Below are 16143 nucleotides of genomic sequence, written 5' to 3'. Positions count from 1 at the left end.
CACCGACAGCCCGGGAGGGGAATCAGTAACCGCGGTACTGCTGGTTGTTGTACGGGTCCTGGTAGGGAGCCGCAGGAGCGGGCCGGGGAGCCGCGGGGCGCATCGCCTCGTAGCCCGTGCCCATGCCGGGGCCGGCCGGACGCGGCTGCTGCTGCGGACCGGGATAACCGCGGGGCGCTGCGGCCTGTTGCGGGATGTACGCCCCGGGCGCCTGCTGCAGCGGCGAGGGCTGCTGCATCTGCGGGTAGCCGTAGGAGGACTGGGAGGGGCCCGCGGGAAGAGCGGGCAGTGCGGACGGCAGCGCCGGCAGGTGACTGGCCGGGACGTCGTACGCGGCCGGGACCCGGATCGGGGCGATCTGCGGGGTTCCCCGCTCGGCCACGAGTGAGTCGTAGATCGGAGTGTCCGGGAAGGAGGCGGAGTAGTAGCCGCCGCCATAAGTGGAGCGGGGGGAGGTCATGGCACATAAGTTAAGCCCACGATGTGCTGGTTGGGGAGACCGATAAGAGGGTTGTTTTCCGTGTCGGCAGTGACGTGGGATCCCCAATGCGAGCGAACTCGGCAAAAAGGGACGCCAATCCAGGTCCCATCCGTGTAAAGGCCGAGTTCCGAAGGGGTTACCGGCGGTTGGCCGGTGATCTTCCTGCGCACGGATGGGAGTTCGCTGTCCCGGGGGAATAGGTTGAGCGGGTAGAACTCCAAGGACCGCCGGGGCGCGTCCTGGCCTGCCGACACCTGATGGGGGCGGACATGTCAATGCCGAAAGGCTCGAACGTTCCGGTGCCCACTACGGCACTGCGCGTGGAACTGAGCTGGCGCTCCGGCCCGGGAGTCCCGGTCGCGGATGCCTCGGCCCTGCTGCTCGTCGGCGGAAAGGTCCGTTCCGACGCCGACTTCGTCTTCTACAACCAGCCGCAGCACCCCTCCGGAGCGGTCCGCCACGAGGGCAAACGGACCGACGGCGGCCGGGTGACCGACACGCTGCTCGTCGATCTCGCGCGCGTGGAGCCGTCGGTGGAGACCGTCGTACTCGCCGCTTCCGCGGACGGCGGGACCTTCGCCCGAATCCCGGATCTTTACATCGAAGTGCGGGATGCGGCGCAGGGAACCGTGGCGGCGCGGTTCGACAGCACGGGTGCCACCGTAGAAACCGCTTTCGTACTCGGGGAGTTCTATCGCCGGCAGGGCGCTTGGAAATTCCGCGCCGTCGGCCAGGGCTACGACAGCGGACTGGAAGGTCTGGCAACGGACTTCGGCATCACCGTGGACGAACCCCAACAGGTGGCACCGGTGGCACCACCACCCACCCCCTCTTCCCAGCCCGTCCCACTTTCCAAGGTCACGCTGACCAAGTCCGCTCCCTCCGTCTCCCTCGCCAAACAGGGCGGCACCTCGGGCGCGATGCGCGTGAACCTCAACTGGCAAGTGCGTAAACAGTTCTCGGGCTGGGGCAGCAAGCGCGGCCGCGCGGTGGCCATGCACGCCGACCTCGACCTCGACCTGTGCGCCCTGTACGAGCTCGCCGACGGCCGCAAGGGGGTCGTACAGGCCCTGGGCAACGCCTATGGAGCCCTGCACCAGCCGCCGTACATCCACCTCGACGGCGACGACCGCACCGGTGCCGTCACGAGCGGCGAGAACCTCACCGTGAACATCGACCACAAGCGCGACTTCCGGCGCATCCTGGTCTTCGTGACCATCTACGAGGGCGCGCGTTCCTTCGCCGACCTGCACGCCACGGTCACCCTCCAGCCCCAGCACGGCGCCACGATCGACTTCTCCCTCGACGAGTGCACGGTGCCCTCGACGGTGTGCGCGCTGGCCCTGATCACCAACACCGGAGACGACCTGGTCGTGCAGCGCGAGGCCCGCTATCTGGTGCCCGAACGCGGGGTGAGCCCGCAGCGGACGGTGGACCAGGTCTACGGCTGGGGCATGAACTGGACACCGGGCCGCAAGTGAGGGCTCACCTCTCCTCGGTGACGACGGCGTCCGGGCGCGCGTAGGTGCGGCCCTTCCAGGCCGCGCCGCGCCCCCGGTAGTGCTGCACCGCCGAGTCGACCGTCATCAGGAGATAGAGGAGCGCGGTGAACGGCAGCAGGGGAGCGAGCCACAGCGGCTGCCGGTAGTAGCGGAGCATGGGGACGTACGTGCCCGTCATGACCAGCCACGTGAGAGCACCGGGAACGAGAGTCGTCGTACTCCCCGTCGCCAGGCCCGTGACGACGGCGACCGGCGGCACCAGGTAGACCAGCGCCAGCCCGGCGACCGTTCCGAACAGCACCAGTGGGTTGTGGCGGAGCTGGGCGTACGCGCTGCGCGACACCATCCGCCACAGGTCGTGCAGCCGGGGATAGGGACGCACGCTGTCCGCCCGCTCGGCCAGGCCCAGCCAGATGTGCCCGCCTCCGCCCTTTACGGCCCGCGCGAGGGCCACGTCGTCGATGACGGCGTGCCGGATGGCGTCCGGGATCCGCGCCCGCTCGGCGGTCTCGGCCCGCAGCAGGACACAGCCGCCCGCCGCGGCCGCCGTCCGCGCACCGCGCTTGCCGATCCGCCGGAACGGATACAGCTGCGCGAAGAAGTAGACGAACGCCGGCACCACGAGCCGCTCCCACAGACTCTCCACCCGCAGCCGGGCCATCTGGGAGACGACGTCGAAGTCCCCGGCGTGCGCGGCGGCGACCAGCGTCCGCAGGCTGTCCGGCTCGTGGGCGATGTCGGCGTCCGTCAGCAGCAGGTACTCGGGGCCACGCGCGCGTGCCAGGCCGATGCCATGGCGTACGGCCCACAGCTTGCCGGTCCATCCCGTCGGCGGCTCACCCGGTGACGACACGGTCAGCGGCAGTCCGCCGTGCCGGCGCGCCAGTTCGCGTGCCAGGTCCCCGGTGCCGTCCGTGCTGCCGTCGTCGACGAAAAAGACCTCCGCCCGCCCCGGATAGTCCTGGGCCAGGAGAGAGGGAAGGCTCGCGGGCAGCACCTCGGCCTCGTCGCGAGCCGGCACCACCACAGCAACGAAGGGCCAGACTCGCGGATCCCGCTCCGGCGGGAGTCTCACATCCGTGCGCCAGAAGAAACCCTGGCAGAGCAGCAGCCACAGCCAGGCTGCGAGGGATACGGCGGCGGTCCACGCGATGGCGCTCACGCGCGCAGTCTGCCCCACGCAACCGGCCCCCAAGGGCTCATCGTCTATCGTGGCCGGGTGAAGATCGCGCTCTTGGACTCCGGAATCGGTCTGCTGGCGGCCACCGCCGCGGTACGGCGACTGCGCCCCGACGCCGATCTCGTGCTCTCCCTCGACCCCGACGGCATGCCCTGGGGACCCAGGACGCCGGACGACATCGTCGGGCGCGCTCTCACCCTCGCCGAGGCCGCCGCCGCCCATGGCCCCGAGGCCCTGATCATCGGCTGCAACACCGCCACCGTGCACGCCCTGACCGCCCTGCGCGCCCGCCTCGAACCGGATCTGCCGGTCATCGGCACCGTCCCCGCGATCAAGCCCGCGGCGTCCGGCGGCGGCCCCTTCGCCATCTGGGCGACCCCCGCCACCACCGGCAGCCCTTACCAGCGCGGCCTCATCGAGGAGTTCGCCGACGGTGTGCCGGCCACCGAGGTGCCCTGCCACGGCCTCGCCGAGGCGGTGGAGCACGCCGACGAGGCCGCCATCGACGCCGCCGTCGCCGCGGCCGCCGCCCTGACCCCCGAGGACGTGACGACCGTCGTCCTGGGCTGCACCCACTACGAACTGGTCGCCGAGCGCATCCGTGCCGCCGTGCAGCGCCCCGGCCGCCCGCCGCTCGTCCTGCACGGATCCGCCGGAGCGGTCGCCGCCCAGGCGCTGCGCCGGATCGGCGCGCAGCCCGCGCCCGAGGCCGCCGCCACCGGCACCCTCACGGTGCTGCTGAGCGGACGCGAGGGCGCCGCCCTGCCCGCGCCCGCACTGGCCTATGCCGAGGGCCGGCTCATGCGGACGGCCACACCCGCCCGCTGACCGTCGCGGGCGGCCGGAAACCCCCGCCCGGAGCAGTCACTCTGCGCGACGAGGTACCCGCGTGGCGAAACCTGGGTAATCTCGTAGGCATGAGGGACCATCCCCACGGCGAGCAGACCTCGCACCACGCCGACGTCTGGACCGGCCGCGCCTCCAACCGGATCCAGTGGCTGCTGGCGCTCGGTGGCGCCGCGATCGTGGCGCTCGGCATCGAGCTCGCCGTCGACTCGGCCTGGACCTCCGGTGCGGCCCCACTCGTCATGTCCGTGGTCGGCTGCATCGCGGCCGGACTGCTGGTCCTCTTCCTCACGCTCGCCTTCGTCCACGTCGCCCTCAGGGTCGACATGGACTCCCTGGAGGTGCGCTGCGGCCACATCGGCGTGCCGCGCCGCCGGATCCCGCTGGCCCATGTCGCGGGGGCCGAGTTCGTCCCGCACGTCACGCCGCGGCACTGGGGCGGCTGGGGCTACCGCTGGCGCCCCGAGAAGGGCACCGCCGTCGTCGTGCGCCGAGGCGAGGGTCTGGTCCTCCAACTGTGGGACGGCCACACGTTCACGGTCACCGTGGACGACGCCGAGGCCGCCGTACGCATCATCCGCGACCGGCTGCGGCCCACGGCAACGGGTCCGCGACGCTGAGAGCGGGCCGATCGGTCACTTGGGCGCCGGTTCGTCGGCGAGCGGGTGGGCCGTGGTCAGGCCTGCCAGGAGCCCGACGCCCACCGACACCATCGTGAAGCTCAGCGCGTTGCCCACCGCGGCGATCGCCGCCAACGCGGTCAGGGCCGCGCCCGCGGTGAGGACGACCGGAGTGGGGCGAGGAGAGCGCCACAGCGCGTACAGCAGCCAGCAGAAGGCCGCCGCCAGCAGCAGCACCCCGATCACCCCCTGCTCGGCGGCCATCTGAAGTGGTGCGGAGTGCGGTTTGCCGTCGGGCAGCAGGGACTGGGCGGCCGTCGTACTGAGCTCGCCGAAGCGGCCCGGACCCACACCGAGGGCGGTGTCCTCGCGGGCCAGGTGGAGGGCGTCGTGCCACAGGTCGATCCGGTGCGGGGTGAGCCGGCCGCGCAGTGACGCGGCGAGCCCGTCCGGTACCGCGTTCCCGGCCACCGCCCAGGTCAGGCCGGTCACCGCGGTCGCGGCGAGGGCGAGACCGGCGATGCCCGGGCCGCGGTGGCGCATCCCGCCCGCGGCGAGCGAGCACAGCAGCACCGCGGTACAGGTGACCAGCCCGGACACCGAACCCAGGGCGGCCGAGGCCACCGCGATGCCGACCGCCAGCAGCCGCAGCAGGAACCGCAGGGCAGGAGAGGCGGTGGTCCAGGCGGCGCAGCACGCGGCACCGGTGGCGAGCGTCAGCAGGGCGGCCGTGGCACCCGCGTGACCCAGTGGGCCGACGATCTCCGGTCCGGGCGCGAGACGGGGGAGCCCCACTGCCAGGCCCACTCCTGTCAGAGCGGCGGCACAAGGCGCGGCCACCGGCAGCAGTGCCCCCGAGATCCGGCCCGCGGCATAACCGGCGGCGACGGCCAGCAGGGCGAGCAGCACCCCCTCGGGGCGCCCGTCGTGCGCGGCCGCCGTGACCAGCGACCAGGCGGCACAGGCGCCGAGCACCAGTACGCCCACCACATCAGAAACGTTTCGTCTGTCGCCGTCCTCCTCGGAACCGGCCACAGACATCATCCCCGTGGAACCCACCCCGCCCCCCGAAACCCCGGTCCCCCGACCTGTGGTCCCCGGGCGCCCGGACGCTACCGGCCCGTACGGCAGGGACTCCGGCACACCGTAACCGCTGATGGGCGATTTGTGGACGAGTTGTGCGGGATCTGCGCGGCACACGCGCGTAGGCGACGCCCCGGTCACCAGGGACCGCGCTGTGGACGCCGAGGTCAACCGCCGTACACTCCCGGAGTGACCGTCACCGCAACTTCCGTGGACGAGTCGGACCGGCTGGAACCGCAGTCCGCGCCCGCCCCCCGCTGGGCCGTCCGGCTCCGCCGTCTCGTCCCGGCCGCCGCCGCGGCGCTCTCCGGAGTGCTGCTCTACGTCAGTTTCCCGCCACGCACCCTGTGGTGGCTGGCCCTGCCCGCCTTCGCCGTCTTCGGCTGGGTGCTGCGCGGCCGCGGCTGGAAGGCGGCGTTCGGTCTCGGCTATCTCTTCGGCCTGGGCTTCCTGCTGCCGCTGCTGGTGTGGACCGGCGTCGAGGTCGGCCCCGGGCCCTGGCTCGCGCTGGTGGCGATCGAGGCGATCTTCATCGCACTGGTGGGCGTCGGCATCGCCGCGGTCTCGAAGCTGCCCGGCTCGCCGATGTGGGCGGCCGCCGTGTGGATCGCCGGAGAGGCGGCACGCGCGCGTGCGCCGTTCCAGGGCTTCCCCTGGGGCAAGATCGCGTTCGGCCAGGCCGACGGCGTCTTCCTGCCGCTCGCCGCGGTGGGCGGCACGCCCGTCCTGGGCTTCGCCGTCCTCCTGTGCGGCTTCGGCCTCTACGAGATCGTGCGCCTGCTCGTCGAGCGGCGGGGCTCGGGTGCCGTGCGGCGTCCCGCCGCGGCCGTCGCCCTGCTGAGCGTGGCCGTACCGGTGGTCGGGGCGCTCGCGGCCCGGACGCTGGTGAGCGACAAGGCCGAGGACGGCACCGTGACCGTCGCGGCCATCCAGGGCAACGTGCCGCGCGCGGGGCTGGAGTTCAACGCCCAACGGCGGGCCGTACTCGACTACCACGCGCGCGAGACCGAGCGGCTGGCCGCCGAGGTGAAGGCCGGCAGGATCGAGAAGCCCGACATCGTGCTGTGGCCGGAGAACTCCTCCGACGTCGACCCCTTCGCGGACGCCGACGCGGCCGCGGTCATCGAGCAGGCGGCCAAGGCCATCGACGCGCCGATCTCCGTCGGCGGCGTCGTCGAGCGGGGCGGCAAGCTGTACAACGAGCAGATCCTGTGGGACCCGGTCAAGGGCCCCACCGACACCTACGACAAGCGGCAGATCCAGCCCTTCGGCGAGTACCTCCCGCTGCGCTCCCTCGTCGGCGCGATCAACAAGAACTGGACCTCCATGGTCCGCCAGGACTTCAGTCGCGGCACCAAGCCGGGCGTCTTCCAGATGGCCGACGCCAAGGTCGGCCTGGTCACCTGCTACGAGGCGGCGTTCGACTGGGCCGTGCGCTCCGAGGTGACCGACGGCGCGCAGCTGATCTCCGTGCCGAGCAACAACGCGACCTTCGACCGCAGCGAGATGACCTACCAGCAGCTCGCGATGTCCCGGGTGCGCGCCGTGGAGCACAGCCGCACCGTCACCGTGCCGGTGACCAGCGGCGTCAGCGCGATCATCATGCCGGACGGGAGGATCACCCAGAAGACCGGCATGTTCGTGGCCGCCTCGCTGGTGCAGAAGGTGCCGCTCAGGTCGTCGGAGACCCCGGCCACCCGGCTCGGCATCCTGCCCGAGATGGCCCTGGTGCTGGTCGCCGCGGGCGGGCTCGGCTGGGCGATCGGCTCGGGGCTGCGCGGGCGTCGCGCCCAGGACGTGTGACCGTACGCCGGTCCTGCGCCCGTCCGGAAGATCACCAGGGTGTCACCGAGGGCGGTTAGGGTCGGTTCATGGCTACCCCTGATTTCATTCGCACCCTTCGGAAGTCCATCGGGCACGACCTCCTCTGGCTGCCCGGCGTCAGCGCCGTCGTCCTCGACGACCAGGGCAGAGTGCTGCTCAACCGCCGCTCGGACACCCGCAAGTGGGCGCTGATCGGCGGTATCCCGGAGCCGGGGGAGCAGCCCGCTGACTGTGCCGTGCGGGAGGTAGAGGAGGAGACGGGTGTCCACTGCGTCGTGGAGCGGGTGATCGTCGTCCAGGCGCTCAAGCCCGTGACGTACGACAACGGCGACACCTGCCAGTACATGGACATCTCGTTCCGCTGCCGGGCCGTGGGCGGCGAGGCGCGGGTCAACGACGACGAGTCGCTGGACGTGGGGTGGTTCGCGGTGGACGCCCTCCCGGAACTGAACGAGTTCGGGCTCCAGCGGATCAAGCAGGCGCTGACCGACGCACCCACATGGTTCGACTCTACGAGTTCCAACTGAAGTATGGGGTCTGACCACATGTGGTGAGGCTCGGACGCTGCCTAGGGTCGGAGCATGACCGGCAGCAGCGCCCTCCCGGGCCCCCACGCCCCCACGCTCGACCTCGGCGGTCGCACCGCCCTCGTCACCGGCGCCGCCGGCGGCATCGGCCGCGCCTGTGCGCTGCGGCTGGCAGCCGCCGGCGCCAAGGTGAGAGCGGTCGACCGGGACGCCGCCGGTCTGGAGGCGCTCGCCGAGCGCTCCGTGGGCCTGACGGGCACGGTGGAGCCGCGCGTCCTCGACCTCACCGACCTGGACGCCGCCGAGCACGCCGCCGCGGGAACCGACGTCCTCGTCAACAACGCCGGTCTCCAACTGGTGCGCCCCATCGAGGAGTTCCCGCCTGAGGTGTTCCACACGGTGCTCACCGTGATGCTGGAGGCACCGTTCCGGCTGATCCGCGGCGCCCTGCCGCACATGTACGGCCAGGGGTGGGGGCGGATCGTCAACGTGTCCTCCGTGCACGGACTGCGCGCCTCGGCCTACAAGGCCGCCTATGTGGCCGCCAAACACGGTCTGGAGGGCCTGTCCAAGACGGCCGCCCTCGAGGGTGCCCCCCATGGCGTGACCTCGAACTGCGTGAACCCTGCCTATGTGCGCACCCCACTGGTCGAGCGGCAGATCACCGATCAGGCCCGGGCGCACGGCATCCCCGAGGAGCGCGTGGTGTCCGAGGTGCTGCTCCAGGACAGCGCGCTCAAGCGGCTCATCGAGCCGGAGGAGGTCGCCGAGGCCGTGGCGTACCTGTGCGGCCCGCACGCCTCCTTCGTCACCGGCACGTCGCTCGTCCTCGACGGCGGCTGGACCGCGCACTGAACGGCGAGCACCGTGCCACGCCGGGGGCCTGCAGATCGGGCGGACGCCCGGACCGGAGTTTTCCACAGGCCTGACGGGGCGAGCGTGCGATGAGCAATCCTGAGGGCATGTCCAGCGATCACGTGCAGTCCGCCGAGCGCCCGGTCGGCAGTGCCGAGGCACCCTTCCTCGAACTGCTGGCCAGGGGCGCCTCCGCCGACGCCTACGAACAGCCGGTGCTGATCGCCCGCGCCGAGGGAAGGCCGACCGAGCGGATCGCCGCGCTCGAGGAGGCCAAGGCGGTCGCCCTGCGGGTGCGCTCCGAGCTGGAGGGCAGGCGTCGGCGGGAGGCCGAGCTGTCCGCCCTGTTCGAGACCGCCCACGACCTGGCCGGGCTCCGGGACCTGGACGCGGTGCTGCGGGCCATCGTGCAGCGCGCCCGCTCGCTCCTCGGCACGGACGTGGCCTACCTCAGCCTGAACGACCCGGCGCGGGGCGACACCTACATGCGGGTCACCGAGGGCTCGGTCGCCGCCCGCTTCCAGCAGCTGCGGCTCGGGATGGGCGAGGGACTCGGCGGACTGGTCGCCCAGACCGCCCGCCCGTACGTCACCGACGACTACTTCAAGGACGACCGGTTCCAGCACACCCTCACCATCGACTCGGGCGTACGGGACGAGGGCCTGGTCGCCATCCTCGGCGTGCCGCTGACCCTGGGGCACCACGTCATCGGTGTGCTGTTCGCGGCGGACCGGCGGGCCCGGGTCTTCGAGCGCGAGCAGATCGCGCTCCTCGGATCCTTCGCCGCGCTGGCCGCGGCCGCCATCGACACCGCGAACCTGCTCAGCGAGACCCGCTCGGCCCTCACCGAACTGGAGCGGGCCAACGAGATCATCCGGGACCGCAGCGGTGTCATCGAGCGCGCCTCCGACGTCCACGACCGGCTCGCCGAACTGGTGCTGCGCGGTGGCGGGGTGCACGACGTGGCGGCGGCCGTCTCCGAAATCCTCGACGGCACGGTCGAGTTCGCGGAGCTCGCACCCACCGAGGCGCTGGAGGCCTCGCGGGCCGAAGGCCACGCCGTACGGCAGGGGGACGACTGGATCGCCGCCGTCGCCGCCGGCGGCGAACTCCTGGGGGCCCTGGTGCTGCGCGGTCACCCGGGGCTCGATCCCGTGGACCAGCGCACCCTGGAGCGCGCCGCGATGGTCACCTCGCTGCTCCTGCTGGCCAGGCGTTCTGCCGCGGAGGCCGAACAGCGGGTGCGCGGCGAGCTGTTGGACGACCTGCTCGACGCCCGGGACCGCGACCCCCGTCTGCTGCGCGAGCGGGCCGCCCGGCTGGACGCGGACCTCGACGCCACCCATGTCGTGCTGGCCGCCCGTCTCGACGGTCCCGCGGCCGACGCCGACCAGGAGGCGGCCGCCCGCAGACGCCTGTGGTCCGCGGCCTCCCACCTCGCCGCCACCCGGCACGGCCTGGCCGCCGCCCGGGACGGCGGCACCGTCCTGCTGCTGCCCCTCACCGCCGGGGACACGGCCACCGGACTGGCCCGCCGCACCGCCGGGCACCTCGGCACAGCAGTCCATGAGGCGGTGACCGTCGGCGCCTCGGCCCCGGTGCGCGACCTCGCCGTCCAGCTGGACGCCGTGGCCGCCGCGTACGAGGAAGGCCGGCGCTGCCTCGACGCGCTGCGCCTCCTGGGCCGCTCGGGAGATGGTGCCGCCGCCGAGGACTTCGGGTTCCTCGGGCTGCTCCTGGCCGGTGACCGGGACATCGCGGGCTTCGTCGACCGGACCATCGGCCAGGTGGTCTCTTACGACGAGCGGCGGGGCACCGATCTGTTGCGCACCCTCGACGCCTACTTCGCGTGCGGGATGAGCCCGGCCCGCACCAAGGACGAGCTGCACGTCCATGTGAACACCGTCGCTCAGCGGCTGGAACGCGTGGGCCGCCTGGTCGGCGAGGACTGGCAGAGCCCCGCCCGCGCGTTGGAGATCCAACTCGCACTGCGGCTGCACCGGTTGTCGGCGCCGACACGGCCCTGACCCCCGCACGCGCGGGCGTACGGGGGCCGGTCGGTCGCGGGCCGGGGCTCAGGCCGTCCGGGCGTCGGCCGCCGGGGACGTGGCCGCCGGCTCCGGCTCGGCGTCCGGCTCGACGTCGGTCAGGTCCCGGTGGCGGGTCTCCTTGGCGACACCGACGGCAATGACCGTCAGCACGGCCGCGGCGATGACGTAGAGGGCGATCGGCGTGGAGCTGCCGTAGTCGGAGAGGAGGGCGGTGGCGATGAGAGGGGCCGGGGCGCCTGCCGCGACGGAGGCGAACTGGGCCCCGATGGAGGCACCGGAGTACCGCATCCGGGTCGCGAACATCTCGGAGAAGAAGGCTGCTTGGGGTGCGTACATGGCGCCGTGCATGATGAGTCCGACGGTCACCGCGAGGATGAGATTGCCGAAGCCGCCGGTGTCGACGAGCGCGAAGAACGGGAACATCCACAGCCCGACGCCGACCGCGCCGAGCAGGTAGACGGGGCGCCGGCCGATGCGGTCCGACAGGGCGCCCCAGGCGGGGATCACCGCGAAGTGCACGGCCGAGGCGATCAGCACCGAGTTGAGCGCGGTCTGCTTGGAGACGCCGGCCGACGTGGTGGCGTAGACAAGGATGAATGCGGTGATGACGTAGTAGCTGATGTTCTCCGCCATGCGGGCGCCCATCGCGATCAACACGTCGCGCCAGTGGTGGCGCAGCACGGAGACCAGCGGCAGTTTCTCGGCCACTTCGTCCCGGGCCGCCTTGCGTGCCTCCGCCTGCGCCAACGCCTGCTTGAACACGGGGGATTCGTCGACGGACAGCCGGATCCACAGACCGACGGCCACCAGGACGCCGGAGAGCAGGAAGGGAATCCGCCAGCCCCAGCTGCCGAACGCGGCGTCCGACAGGAGGGCGGTCAGCAGCGACAGCACACCCGTGGCCAGGAGTTGCCCGGCCGGCGCACCGGTCTGCGGCCACGAGGCCCAGAAGCCGCGCCGCTTGGCGTCCCCGTGCTCGGACACGAGCAGTACGGCTCCGCCCCACTCGCCGCCCAGCGCGAAGCCCTGGACCAGGCGCAGCACGGTCAGCAGCACGGGAGCGGCCGTGCCGACGGTCCCGTGCGTCGGCAGCAGTCCGATCGCGAAGGTCGCCCCGCCCATCAGCAGCAGGCTCAGGACCAGCAGCTTCTTACGTCCGAGCCGGTCACCGTAGTGCCCGAACACCAGGGCGCCGACCGGGCGGGCGGCGAATCCGACGGCGTACGTCAGGAAGGACAGCAACGTCCCGACGAGCGGATCGGAGTCGGGAAAGAACAGCTTGTTGAAGACCAGGGCGGCCGCGGAGCCGTAGAGGAAGAAGTCGTACCACTCGATGGTGGTGCCGATGAGGCTGGCGGCGACGATGCGCTTGAGGTTGCTCGGTGTCGGGGGAGCGGATGCTGCGGAGGCCATGTGCGCCACTTCCTCGTGTGCGGTGGGGACGGGTACGTGTCCGCACACCGTAGGAACGCGCACATCAAGGGCACATGTGGTGGTGCAACATAGTTCCGGGGGTGCCTATGCGTGTGTCCACCATGTCTGCCTCTGGGCAGCCCCGCCGGACAGCTCGTCGCTCGTCGCGCAACGCGGGCCCGTTCCTCCCGGCGATCGGCGATCGGCGCTCGGCGCTCGGGCCGCCTGGGCGACCATGCCCGGGCGGTGTGCGTCGCCTGAGGGGTCGAGCCGGTCGGCTCGACCCCTCAGGCGACGTCGAGTTGCAGCGCACGTCCTCCGGACGCGACGGCGTCAGTGGCGCACCTTCACCTTGCTGAGCGCGGCCACCCCGAGCGCGGCCACGGCGATCTGGATCAGCCACTCGACCCAGTCGACGCCCTTGGTGTCGGCGACGCCGAGGCCTGCCGCGATGCCGGTGCCGATGAAGGCGGCGATGATGCCGATCAGGATTGTCCACAGCATGCCGATGTGCTGACGCCCCGGGATCACGAGCCGGCCGAGGACGCCGATCACGATGCCGATGACAATCGCGCTGATCACGCCTGAGATCTCCATGCGGTGTCACCCCATCTGTAGTTGGTGACGCACGAGTGCCCGCCGAACGGGCGCACACTCCACGGCCTTGGCCACGGCTTTGGTCTTTCATGCAGCAGGGGTCGGGTTCTCGGGCCTCAACCGACCGTGTGTGGACGGACGAAGCATGAGTACTTCGTCGGATCGGCCCAGGTTGCGCCTCGGGACTCCGCGGGCATCGCAGCCGATTCGGTGTCGACGTCTGACCGCCGTCCAAGAAGGTTGTGAGAGCGGTGCATTCGGCCCGGGCCCCAAGGACCGGGCGGATTTCGAGAGGGCGTTGCGTCTCGCCTTCGGCCGGCCCGCCATGCGCTCGGCCTCCGCGGGGACCGCACCGGAAGGGCTGCGGCACCTCTGGAGGTCATGGGCGGTCGGCGCGGAGGAGACAACTGGCGCCGCCGATGACGGGTGCCGGGCCAGGCATGCGCGGTGTCCGGGAGCGGGGTGTCCGAGACAGGCGCGGCGCGCGAGACATCTCCCGTCGCCGACTGCACCGTGTGGCCCGCCGTCGCCCTACTCGCGCCGCTCGTGTCGGCTGCCGCGGCGGCCGTTCTCCAGGTCATCGGGTACGGGCCGCACCTCGCCGCCCCGGCCAGGGAGTTGGGCGCGTCGGTGACCGCGGCGGGTGGACGCTCGCCCTCCTCGCGGTCCTCACCGCGCACTTGGGCCCCTGGCGCTGGGGAGTCGGGCCCTGCGCCGGTCATCCGGGAAGAGCGACGCGGAGCGGGCTCGTGAGCGAGAGCCGGTCGCACGTCCTTCCGAGGCGGGCCGTGCTGCCGTACCTCGCCGCCGACTGCCGCAATCGACGGACCGGCAGGCCGGGGCCCCGGCCGACGACGGCATCCCCCGGCTCCGTATGAACTCGCGGGTCAGTCGCGCGAGTTGCCGAACAGCAGGCGGTAACCGATCAGCAGTACCAGGGAGCCGCCGATCGCCGCGCCCCACGTGTACAGGTCGAAGAAGTGGCTCTCCACCGGGCGGTCGAAGAAGTGCGCGGAGAGCCAGCCGCCGACGAACGCTCCCGCGACCCCGATGAGGGTGGTGCCGATCAGGCCACCCGGGTCGCGGCCGGGCAGCAGGATCTTGGCGATGGCGCCGGCGAGCAGACCCAGAATGATCCAGCCGATGATGCCCACGTGGTGGTCCTCCAGTCGGGACGGGTCGGACGGAGACCGCCGGGCCCGGACACTTTGGTTGCCTGATTGCGCAAGCCTAGAGACTGGTGCCAGGGAGACATGGGATCAGTCGGCCGCCGGTGACAAGTCGTTGATGTTCTTTCACACACTTATTACATTGCGCAACCAAAGAAGTGGAGGCGCTCTCGTGGACCCGCACGCGCCCTCTTACACTGAGACAGCACGCGTGCGTAGACGGTGACCGGGGCGGGACGGGAGGGGACCGTGGCGACACTCGCCGGTGGCTTCGAGGATCCGTCCGTCGAGGTGCTGACCGAGGCGGCCGCCGCCTTCGGACTGCTCGCCTCTTCCGCCCGGCTGCACATCATGTGGGCGCTGTCCCAGGGCGAGAGCGACGTCACCCACCTCGCCGACCGGGTCGGCGGGGCGCTGCCCGCGGTCAGCCAGCACCTGGCGAAGCTGAAACTCGCCGGGCTCGTACGCTCCCGCCGCGAGGGCCGTCGGCAGATCTACTACGTCGACGACCCGGACATCGTGACCGTCGTCCGCGTCATGGTCGGCCAACTGACCGCCCGTACCGGCCCGGCGGCCGCGCACGGCACCGCCTCACGCGGCTCGTGAAACTCCGGCTCGTAGGACTCCAGCTCGTAGAACTCCTGGCAAGAGCTGGTGCGCTTCGGCCTGGTGAGGTCGGTGTCGTGGCCCGAGCCAGGAGGTGGGCGGGGCGCGGTCAGCCGCGTCATCGCACGTGAGAAATCCGGCGACGTCGGCGATCGGCCCCGGGATACTGGTCGCTCATGGATGAGGTCAAGGTCGTCGTCGCCCATTCCGAGCGCGCGACCCTGCGCGTCGGCGATGTGTTCGTGAAGGTGGACGTCGATCAGGCGCGCCTCGATGTCGAGGTCGAGGCGATGTCCCTCGCCCCGGTCCCGACCCCGGAGGTCCTGTGGCGCAAGCCGCCCGTGCTCGCGCTCGCCGCACTCCCAGGGACGACGCTCGGACGCCTCGGCGGGCCGTCGACCGGGTCGCCGACGGCATGGGCCGCGGCCGGCGCCGCCATCCGGGAGTTGCACGACGCGCCGCTGCCGCCCCGCCTCGGCCGGGCAGGCCGGAGCATCATCGCGCTGGTGGCGGAGCTCGACGACGAGTGCGAGAGGCTCGTGACGAACGGTGTCCTGCCCGCGGACCTGGTCACCCGCAACCGGCAGGTCGCCGAGGCCGCGCTTCGGCCGTGGACTCCGGCGTTCACCCACGGCGACCTGCAGATCGCGCACGTCTTCGTCGACGGTGACGAGGTCACGGGCATCATCGACTGGTCCGAGGCGGGCCGGGGTGATGCCCTGTACGACCTGGCCACCTTCACGCTCGGACACGAGGAGCACCTTGACGACGTCATCGCCGGCTACGGCACCGACATCGATCTCGACGTGATCCACGCGTGGTGGTCGTTGCGAAGCCTGCTGGCGGTTCGCTGGCTGGCCGAGCATGGTTTCGACCCGTTCGAGCCGGGTTGCGAGGTCGACGTGCTGAGATCCCGCATGTGAGGTGGTACGGGCCCGGTACTGCTCCGCATGCGTCCTGACGCATCGAGCAGGTCCCCCGGGTCATCGCCGTCATCGCCTGCCCATACTCTCCCCGGAGTGCGTTGCGCAGATCGCCCGGCAGGCGACGACGCGGCCGAGGGTGGTGAACGCGTGGTGGATGTCGTCGCGGATCTGCGAGCGGATGCGCAGGCGGCGGAACCGAAGCAGCTGCGTGACGGACGAGTTGCTGGCCGGCAGCCGCACCCGGGCGCGCGCGGCATGCGCGCCTTCGCGTGCGGCGTACCCCCGGGCAGCCGGGCCCGGTCCTGCCTCGACAAGCTGCGTGCCCACCGGCCGGCCGAAGGCGAGAGGGGCTGTGGGCGAAGGCAGAGGTGTCCGGGAGGTTGCCGCGTTCCTCCATGAGATCTCTCATATGTGAAATGCGACGGGGTCCGTGCTGGTCGGGCCAGGGGTTTGTTAGATTGCG

The 16143-nt window shown here is 71.8% G+C and carries 16 protein-coding genes; 9 read left to right on the top strand and 7 right to left on the bottom strand.

Going from position 1 to position 16143, the window contains the following annotated elements; genetic code table 11:
• Positions 1 to 22: 22 nt before the first annotated feature.
• Positions 23 to 460 (bottom strand): DUF6643 family protein, encoded by a 438-nt coding sequence (locus ABZT02_RS01340; protein ID WP_356012992.1) that lies wholly within the window; start codon positions 458 to 460, stop codon positions 23 to 25.
• Positions 461 to 756: 296 nt separating this feature from the next.
• On the opposite strand from ABZT02_RS01340, the gene ABZT02_RS01335 reads away from it, so the two are divergent.
• On the top strand, positions 757 to 1962 hold the full coding sequence (locus ABZT02_RS01335; protein WP_356013663.1) for a TerD family protein: 1206 nt from the start codon (positions 757 to 759) through the stop codon (positions 1960 to 1962).
• Positions 1963 to 1966: 4 nt separating this feature from the next.
• Here ABZT02_RS01335 and ABZT02_RS01330 read toward each other — a convergent pair whose 3' ends face one another.
• Entirely contained in the window at positions 1967 to 3163 is a 1197-nt protein-coding gene (locus ABZT02_RS01330; protein WP_356012990.1) for a glycosyltransferase, read from the bottom strand.
• Positions 3164 to 3202: 39 nt separating this feature from the next.
• On the opposite strand from ABZT02_RS01330, the gene ABZT02_RS01325 reads away from it, so the two are divergent.
• Positions 3203 to 3991, top strand: coding sequence for an aspartate/glutamate racemase family protein (locus ABZT02_RS01325; RefSeq protein WP_356012989.1), 789 nt, complete (start codon positions 3203 to 3205; stop codon positions 3989 to 3991).
• 89 nt (positions 3992 to 4080) lie between these two features.
• Entirely contained in the window at positions 4081 to 4629 is a 549-nt protein-coding gene (locus ABZT02_RS01320; protein WP_356012987.1) for a hypothetical protein, read from the top strand.
• 15 nt (positions 4630 to 4644) lie between these two features.
• On the opposite strand, the gene ABZT02_RS01315 is transcribed toward ABZT02_RS01320, so the two are convergent.
• Positions 4645 to 5670 carry an O-antigen ligase family protein gene (locus tag ABZT02_RS01315; protein ID WP_356013661.1) on the bottom strand — a complete coding sequence of 342 codons (1026 nt, stop codon included), beginning with the start codon at positions 5668 to 5670 and terminating at the stop codon, positions 4645 to 4647.
• A gap of 231 nt (positions 5671 to 5901) precedes the next feature.
• Between ABZT02_RS01315 and lnt the strand changes: the two genes are divergently transcribed.
• The 4 genes from lnt (at position 5902) to ABZT02_RS01295 (ending at position 10945) form a co-directional block, all read left to right on the top strand.
• Entirely contained in the window at positions 5902 to 7515 is a 1614-nt protein-coding gene (gene lnt, locus ABZT02_RS01310; protein ID WP_356012986.1) for an apolipoprotein N-acyltransferase, read from the top strand.
• A 68-nt stretch (positions 7516 to 7583) separates the two neighbouring features.
• Complete coding sequence (locus ABZT02_RS01305) at positions 7584 to 8063, top strand: NUDIX domain-containing protein (RefSeq protein WP_356012984.1); 480 nt, start codon at positions 7584 to 7586, stop codon at positions 8061 to 8063.
• A gap of 54 nt (positions 8064 to 8117) precedes the next feature.
• The gene (locus ABZT02_RS01300) at positions 8118 to 8918 is read left to right on the top strand and encodes a 3-hydroxybutyrate dehydrogenase (RefSeq protein ID WP_356012983.1); all 801 of its coding nucleotides are present in this window, start codon (positions 8118 to 8120) and stop codon (positions 8916 to 8918) included.
• Positions 8919 to 9025: 107 nt separating this feature from the next.
• Entirely contained in the window at positions 9026 to 10945 is a 1920-nt protein-coding gene (locus tag ABZT02_RS01295) for a GAF domain-containing protein (RefSeq protein ID WP_356012981.1), read from the top strand.
• A gap of 48 nt (positions 10946 to 10993) precedes the next feature.
• Here ABZT02_RS01295 and ABZT02_RS01290 read toward each other — a convergent pair whose 3' ends face one another.
• The 3 genes from ABZT02_RS01290 to ABZT02_RS01280 form a co-directional block, all read right to left on the bottom strand.
• Positions 10994 to 12382 (bottom strand): MFS transporter, encoded by a 1389-nt coding sequence (locus tag ABZT02_RS01290; RefSeq protein ID WP_356012979.1) that lies wholly within the window; start codon positions 12380 to 12382, stop codon positions 10994 to 10996.
• Between the two features lie 333 nt (positions 12383 to 12715).
• A complete protein-coding gene (locus ABZT02_RS01285) occupies positions 12716 to 12979 on the bottom strand; it encodes a GlsB/YeaQ/YmgE family stress response membrane protein (protein WP_356012978.1) in 264 nt (87 codons plus the stop codon).
• A gap of 887 nt (positions 12980 to 13866) precedes the next feature.
• Positions 13867 to 14133 carry a GlsB/YeaQ/YmgE family stress response membrane protein gene (locus ABZT02_RS01280; protein ID WP_356012977.1) on the bottom strand — a complete coding sequence of 89 codons (267 nt, stop codon included), beginning with the start codon at positions 14131 to 14133 and terminating at the stop codon, positions 13867 to 13869.
• A gap of 264 nt (positions 14134 to 14397) precedes the next feature.
• Here ABZT02_RS01280 and ABZT02_RS01275 point away from each other — a divergent pair, with 264 nt between their 5' ends.
• Positions 14398 to 14754: a metalloregulator ArsR/SmtB family transcription factor gene (locus ABZT02_RS01275; protein WP_356012975.1), complete on the top strand. Its 357-nt coding sequence runs from the start codon at positions 14398 to 14400 to the stop codon at positions 14752 to 14754.
• A gap of 176 nt (positions 14755 to 14930) precedes the next feature.
• Positions 14931 to 15677 carry a phosphotransferase gene (locus tag ABZT02_RS01270; protein WP_356012973.1) on the top strand — a complete coding sequence of 249 codons (747 nt, stop codon included), beginning with the start codon at positions 14931 to 14933 and terminating at the stop codon, positions 15675 to 15677.
• Between the two features lie 69 nt (positions 15678 to 15746).
• Here ABZT02_RS01270 and ABZT02_RS01265 read toward each other — a convergent pair whose 3' ends face one another.
• The gene (locus tag ABZT02_RS01265) at positions 15747 to 16007 is read right to left on the bottom strand and encodes a hypothetical protein (RefSeq protein ID WP_356012972.1); all 261 of its coding nucleotides are present in this window, start codon (positions 16005 to 16007) and stop codon (positions 15747 to 15749) included.
• Positions 16008 to 16143: the final 136 nt, after the last annotated feature.

The organism is Streptomyces sp. NPDC005402, from assembly GCF_040606575.1.
Lineage (GTDB): Bacteria > Actinomycetota > Actinomycetes > Streptomycetales > Streptomycetaceae > Streptomyces.
The sequence above is the reverse complement of the archived record's forward strand: the minus strand, read 5'-3'. Positions and strand labels throughout refer to the sequence as shown.

Bases quoted from the DNA above. Each gene is read 5' to 3' on its own strand.
- ABZT02_RS01320 (WP_356012987.1), top strand. From the start codon at position 4,081: ATGAGGGACCATCCCCACGGCGAGCAGACCTCGCACCACGCCGACGTC.
- ABZT02_RS01290 (WP_356012979.1), bottom strand. From the start codon at position 12,382: ATGGCCTCCGCAGCATCCGCTCCCCCGACACCGAGCAACCTCAAGCGC.
- ABZT02_RS01285 (WP_356012978.1), bottom strand. From the start codon at position 12,979: ATGGAGATCTCAGGCGTGATCAGCGCGATTGTCATCGGCATCGTGATC.
- ABZT02_RS01340 (WP_356012992.1), bottom strand. From the start codon at position 460: ATGACCTCCCCCCGCTCCACTTATGGCGGCGGCTACTACTCCGCCTCC.
- ABZT02_RS01295 (WP_356012981.1), top strand. From the start codon at position 9,026: ATGTCCAGCGATCACGTGCAGTCCGCCGAGCGCCCGGTCGGCAGTGCC.
- ABZT02_RS01300 (WP_356012983.1), top strand. From the start codon at position 8,118: ATGACCGGCAGCAGCGCCCTCCCGGGCCCCCACGCCCCCACGCTCGAC.
- ABZT02_RS01305 (WP_356012984.1), top strand. From the start codon at position 7,584: ATGGCTACCCCTGATTTCATTCGCACCCTTCGGAAGTCCATCGGGCAC.
- ABZT02_RS01315 (WP_356013661.1), bottom strand. From the start codon at position 5,670: ATGTCTGTGGCCGGTTCCGAGGAGGACGGCGACAGACGAAACGTTTCT.
- ABZT02_RS01335 (WP_356013663.1), top strand. From the start codon at position 757: ATGCCGAAAGGCTCGAACGTTCCGGTGCCCACTACGGCACTGCGCGTG.
- ABZT02_RS01270 (WP_356012973.1), top strand. From the start codon at position 14,931: ATGGATGAGGTCAAGGTCGTCGTCGCCCATTCCGAGCGCGCGACCCTG.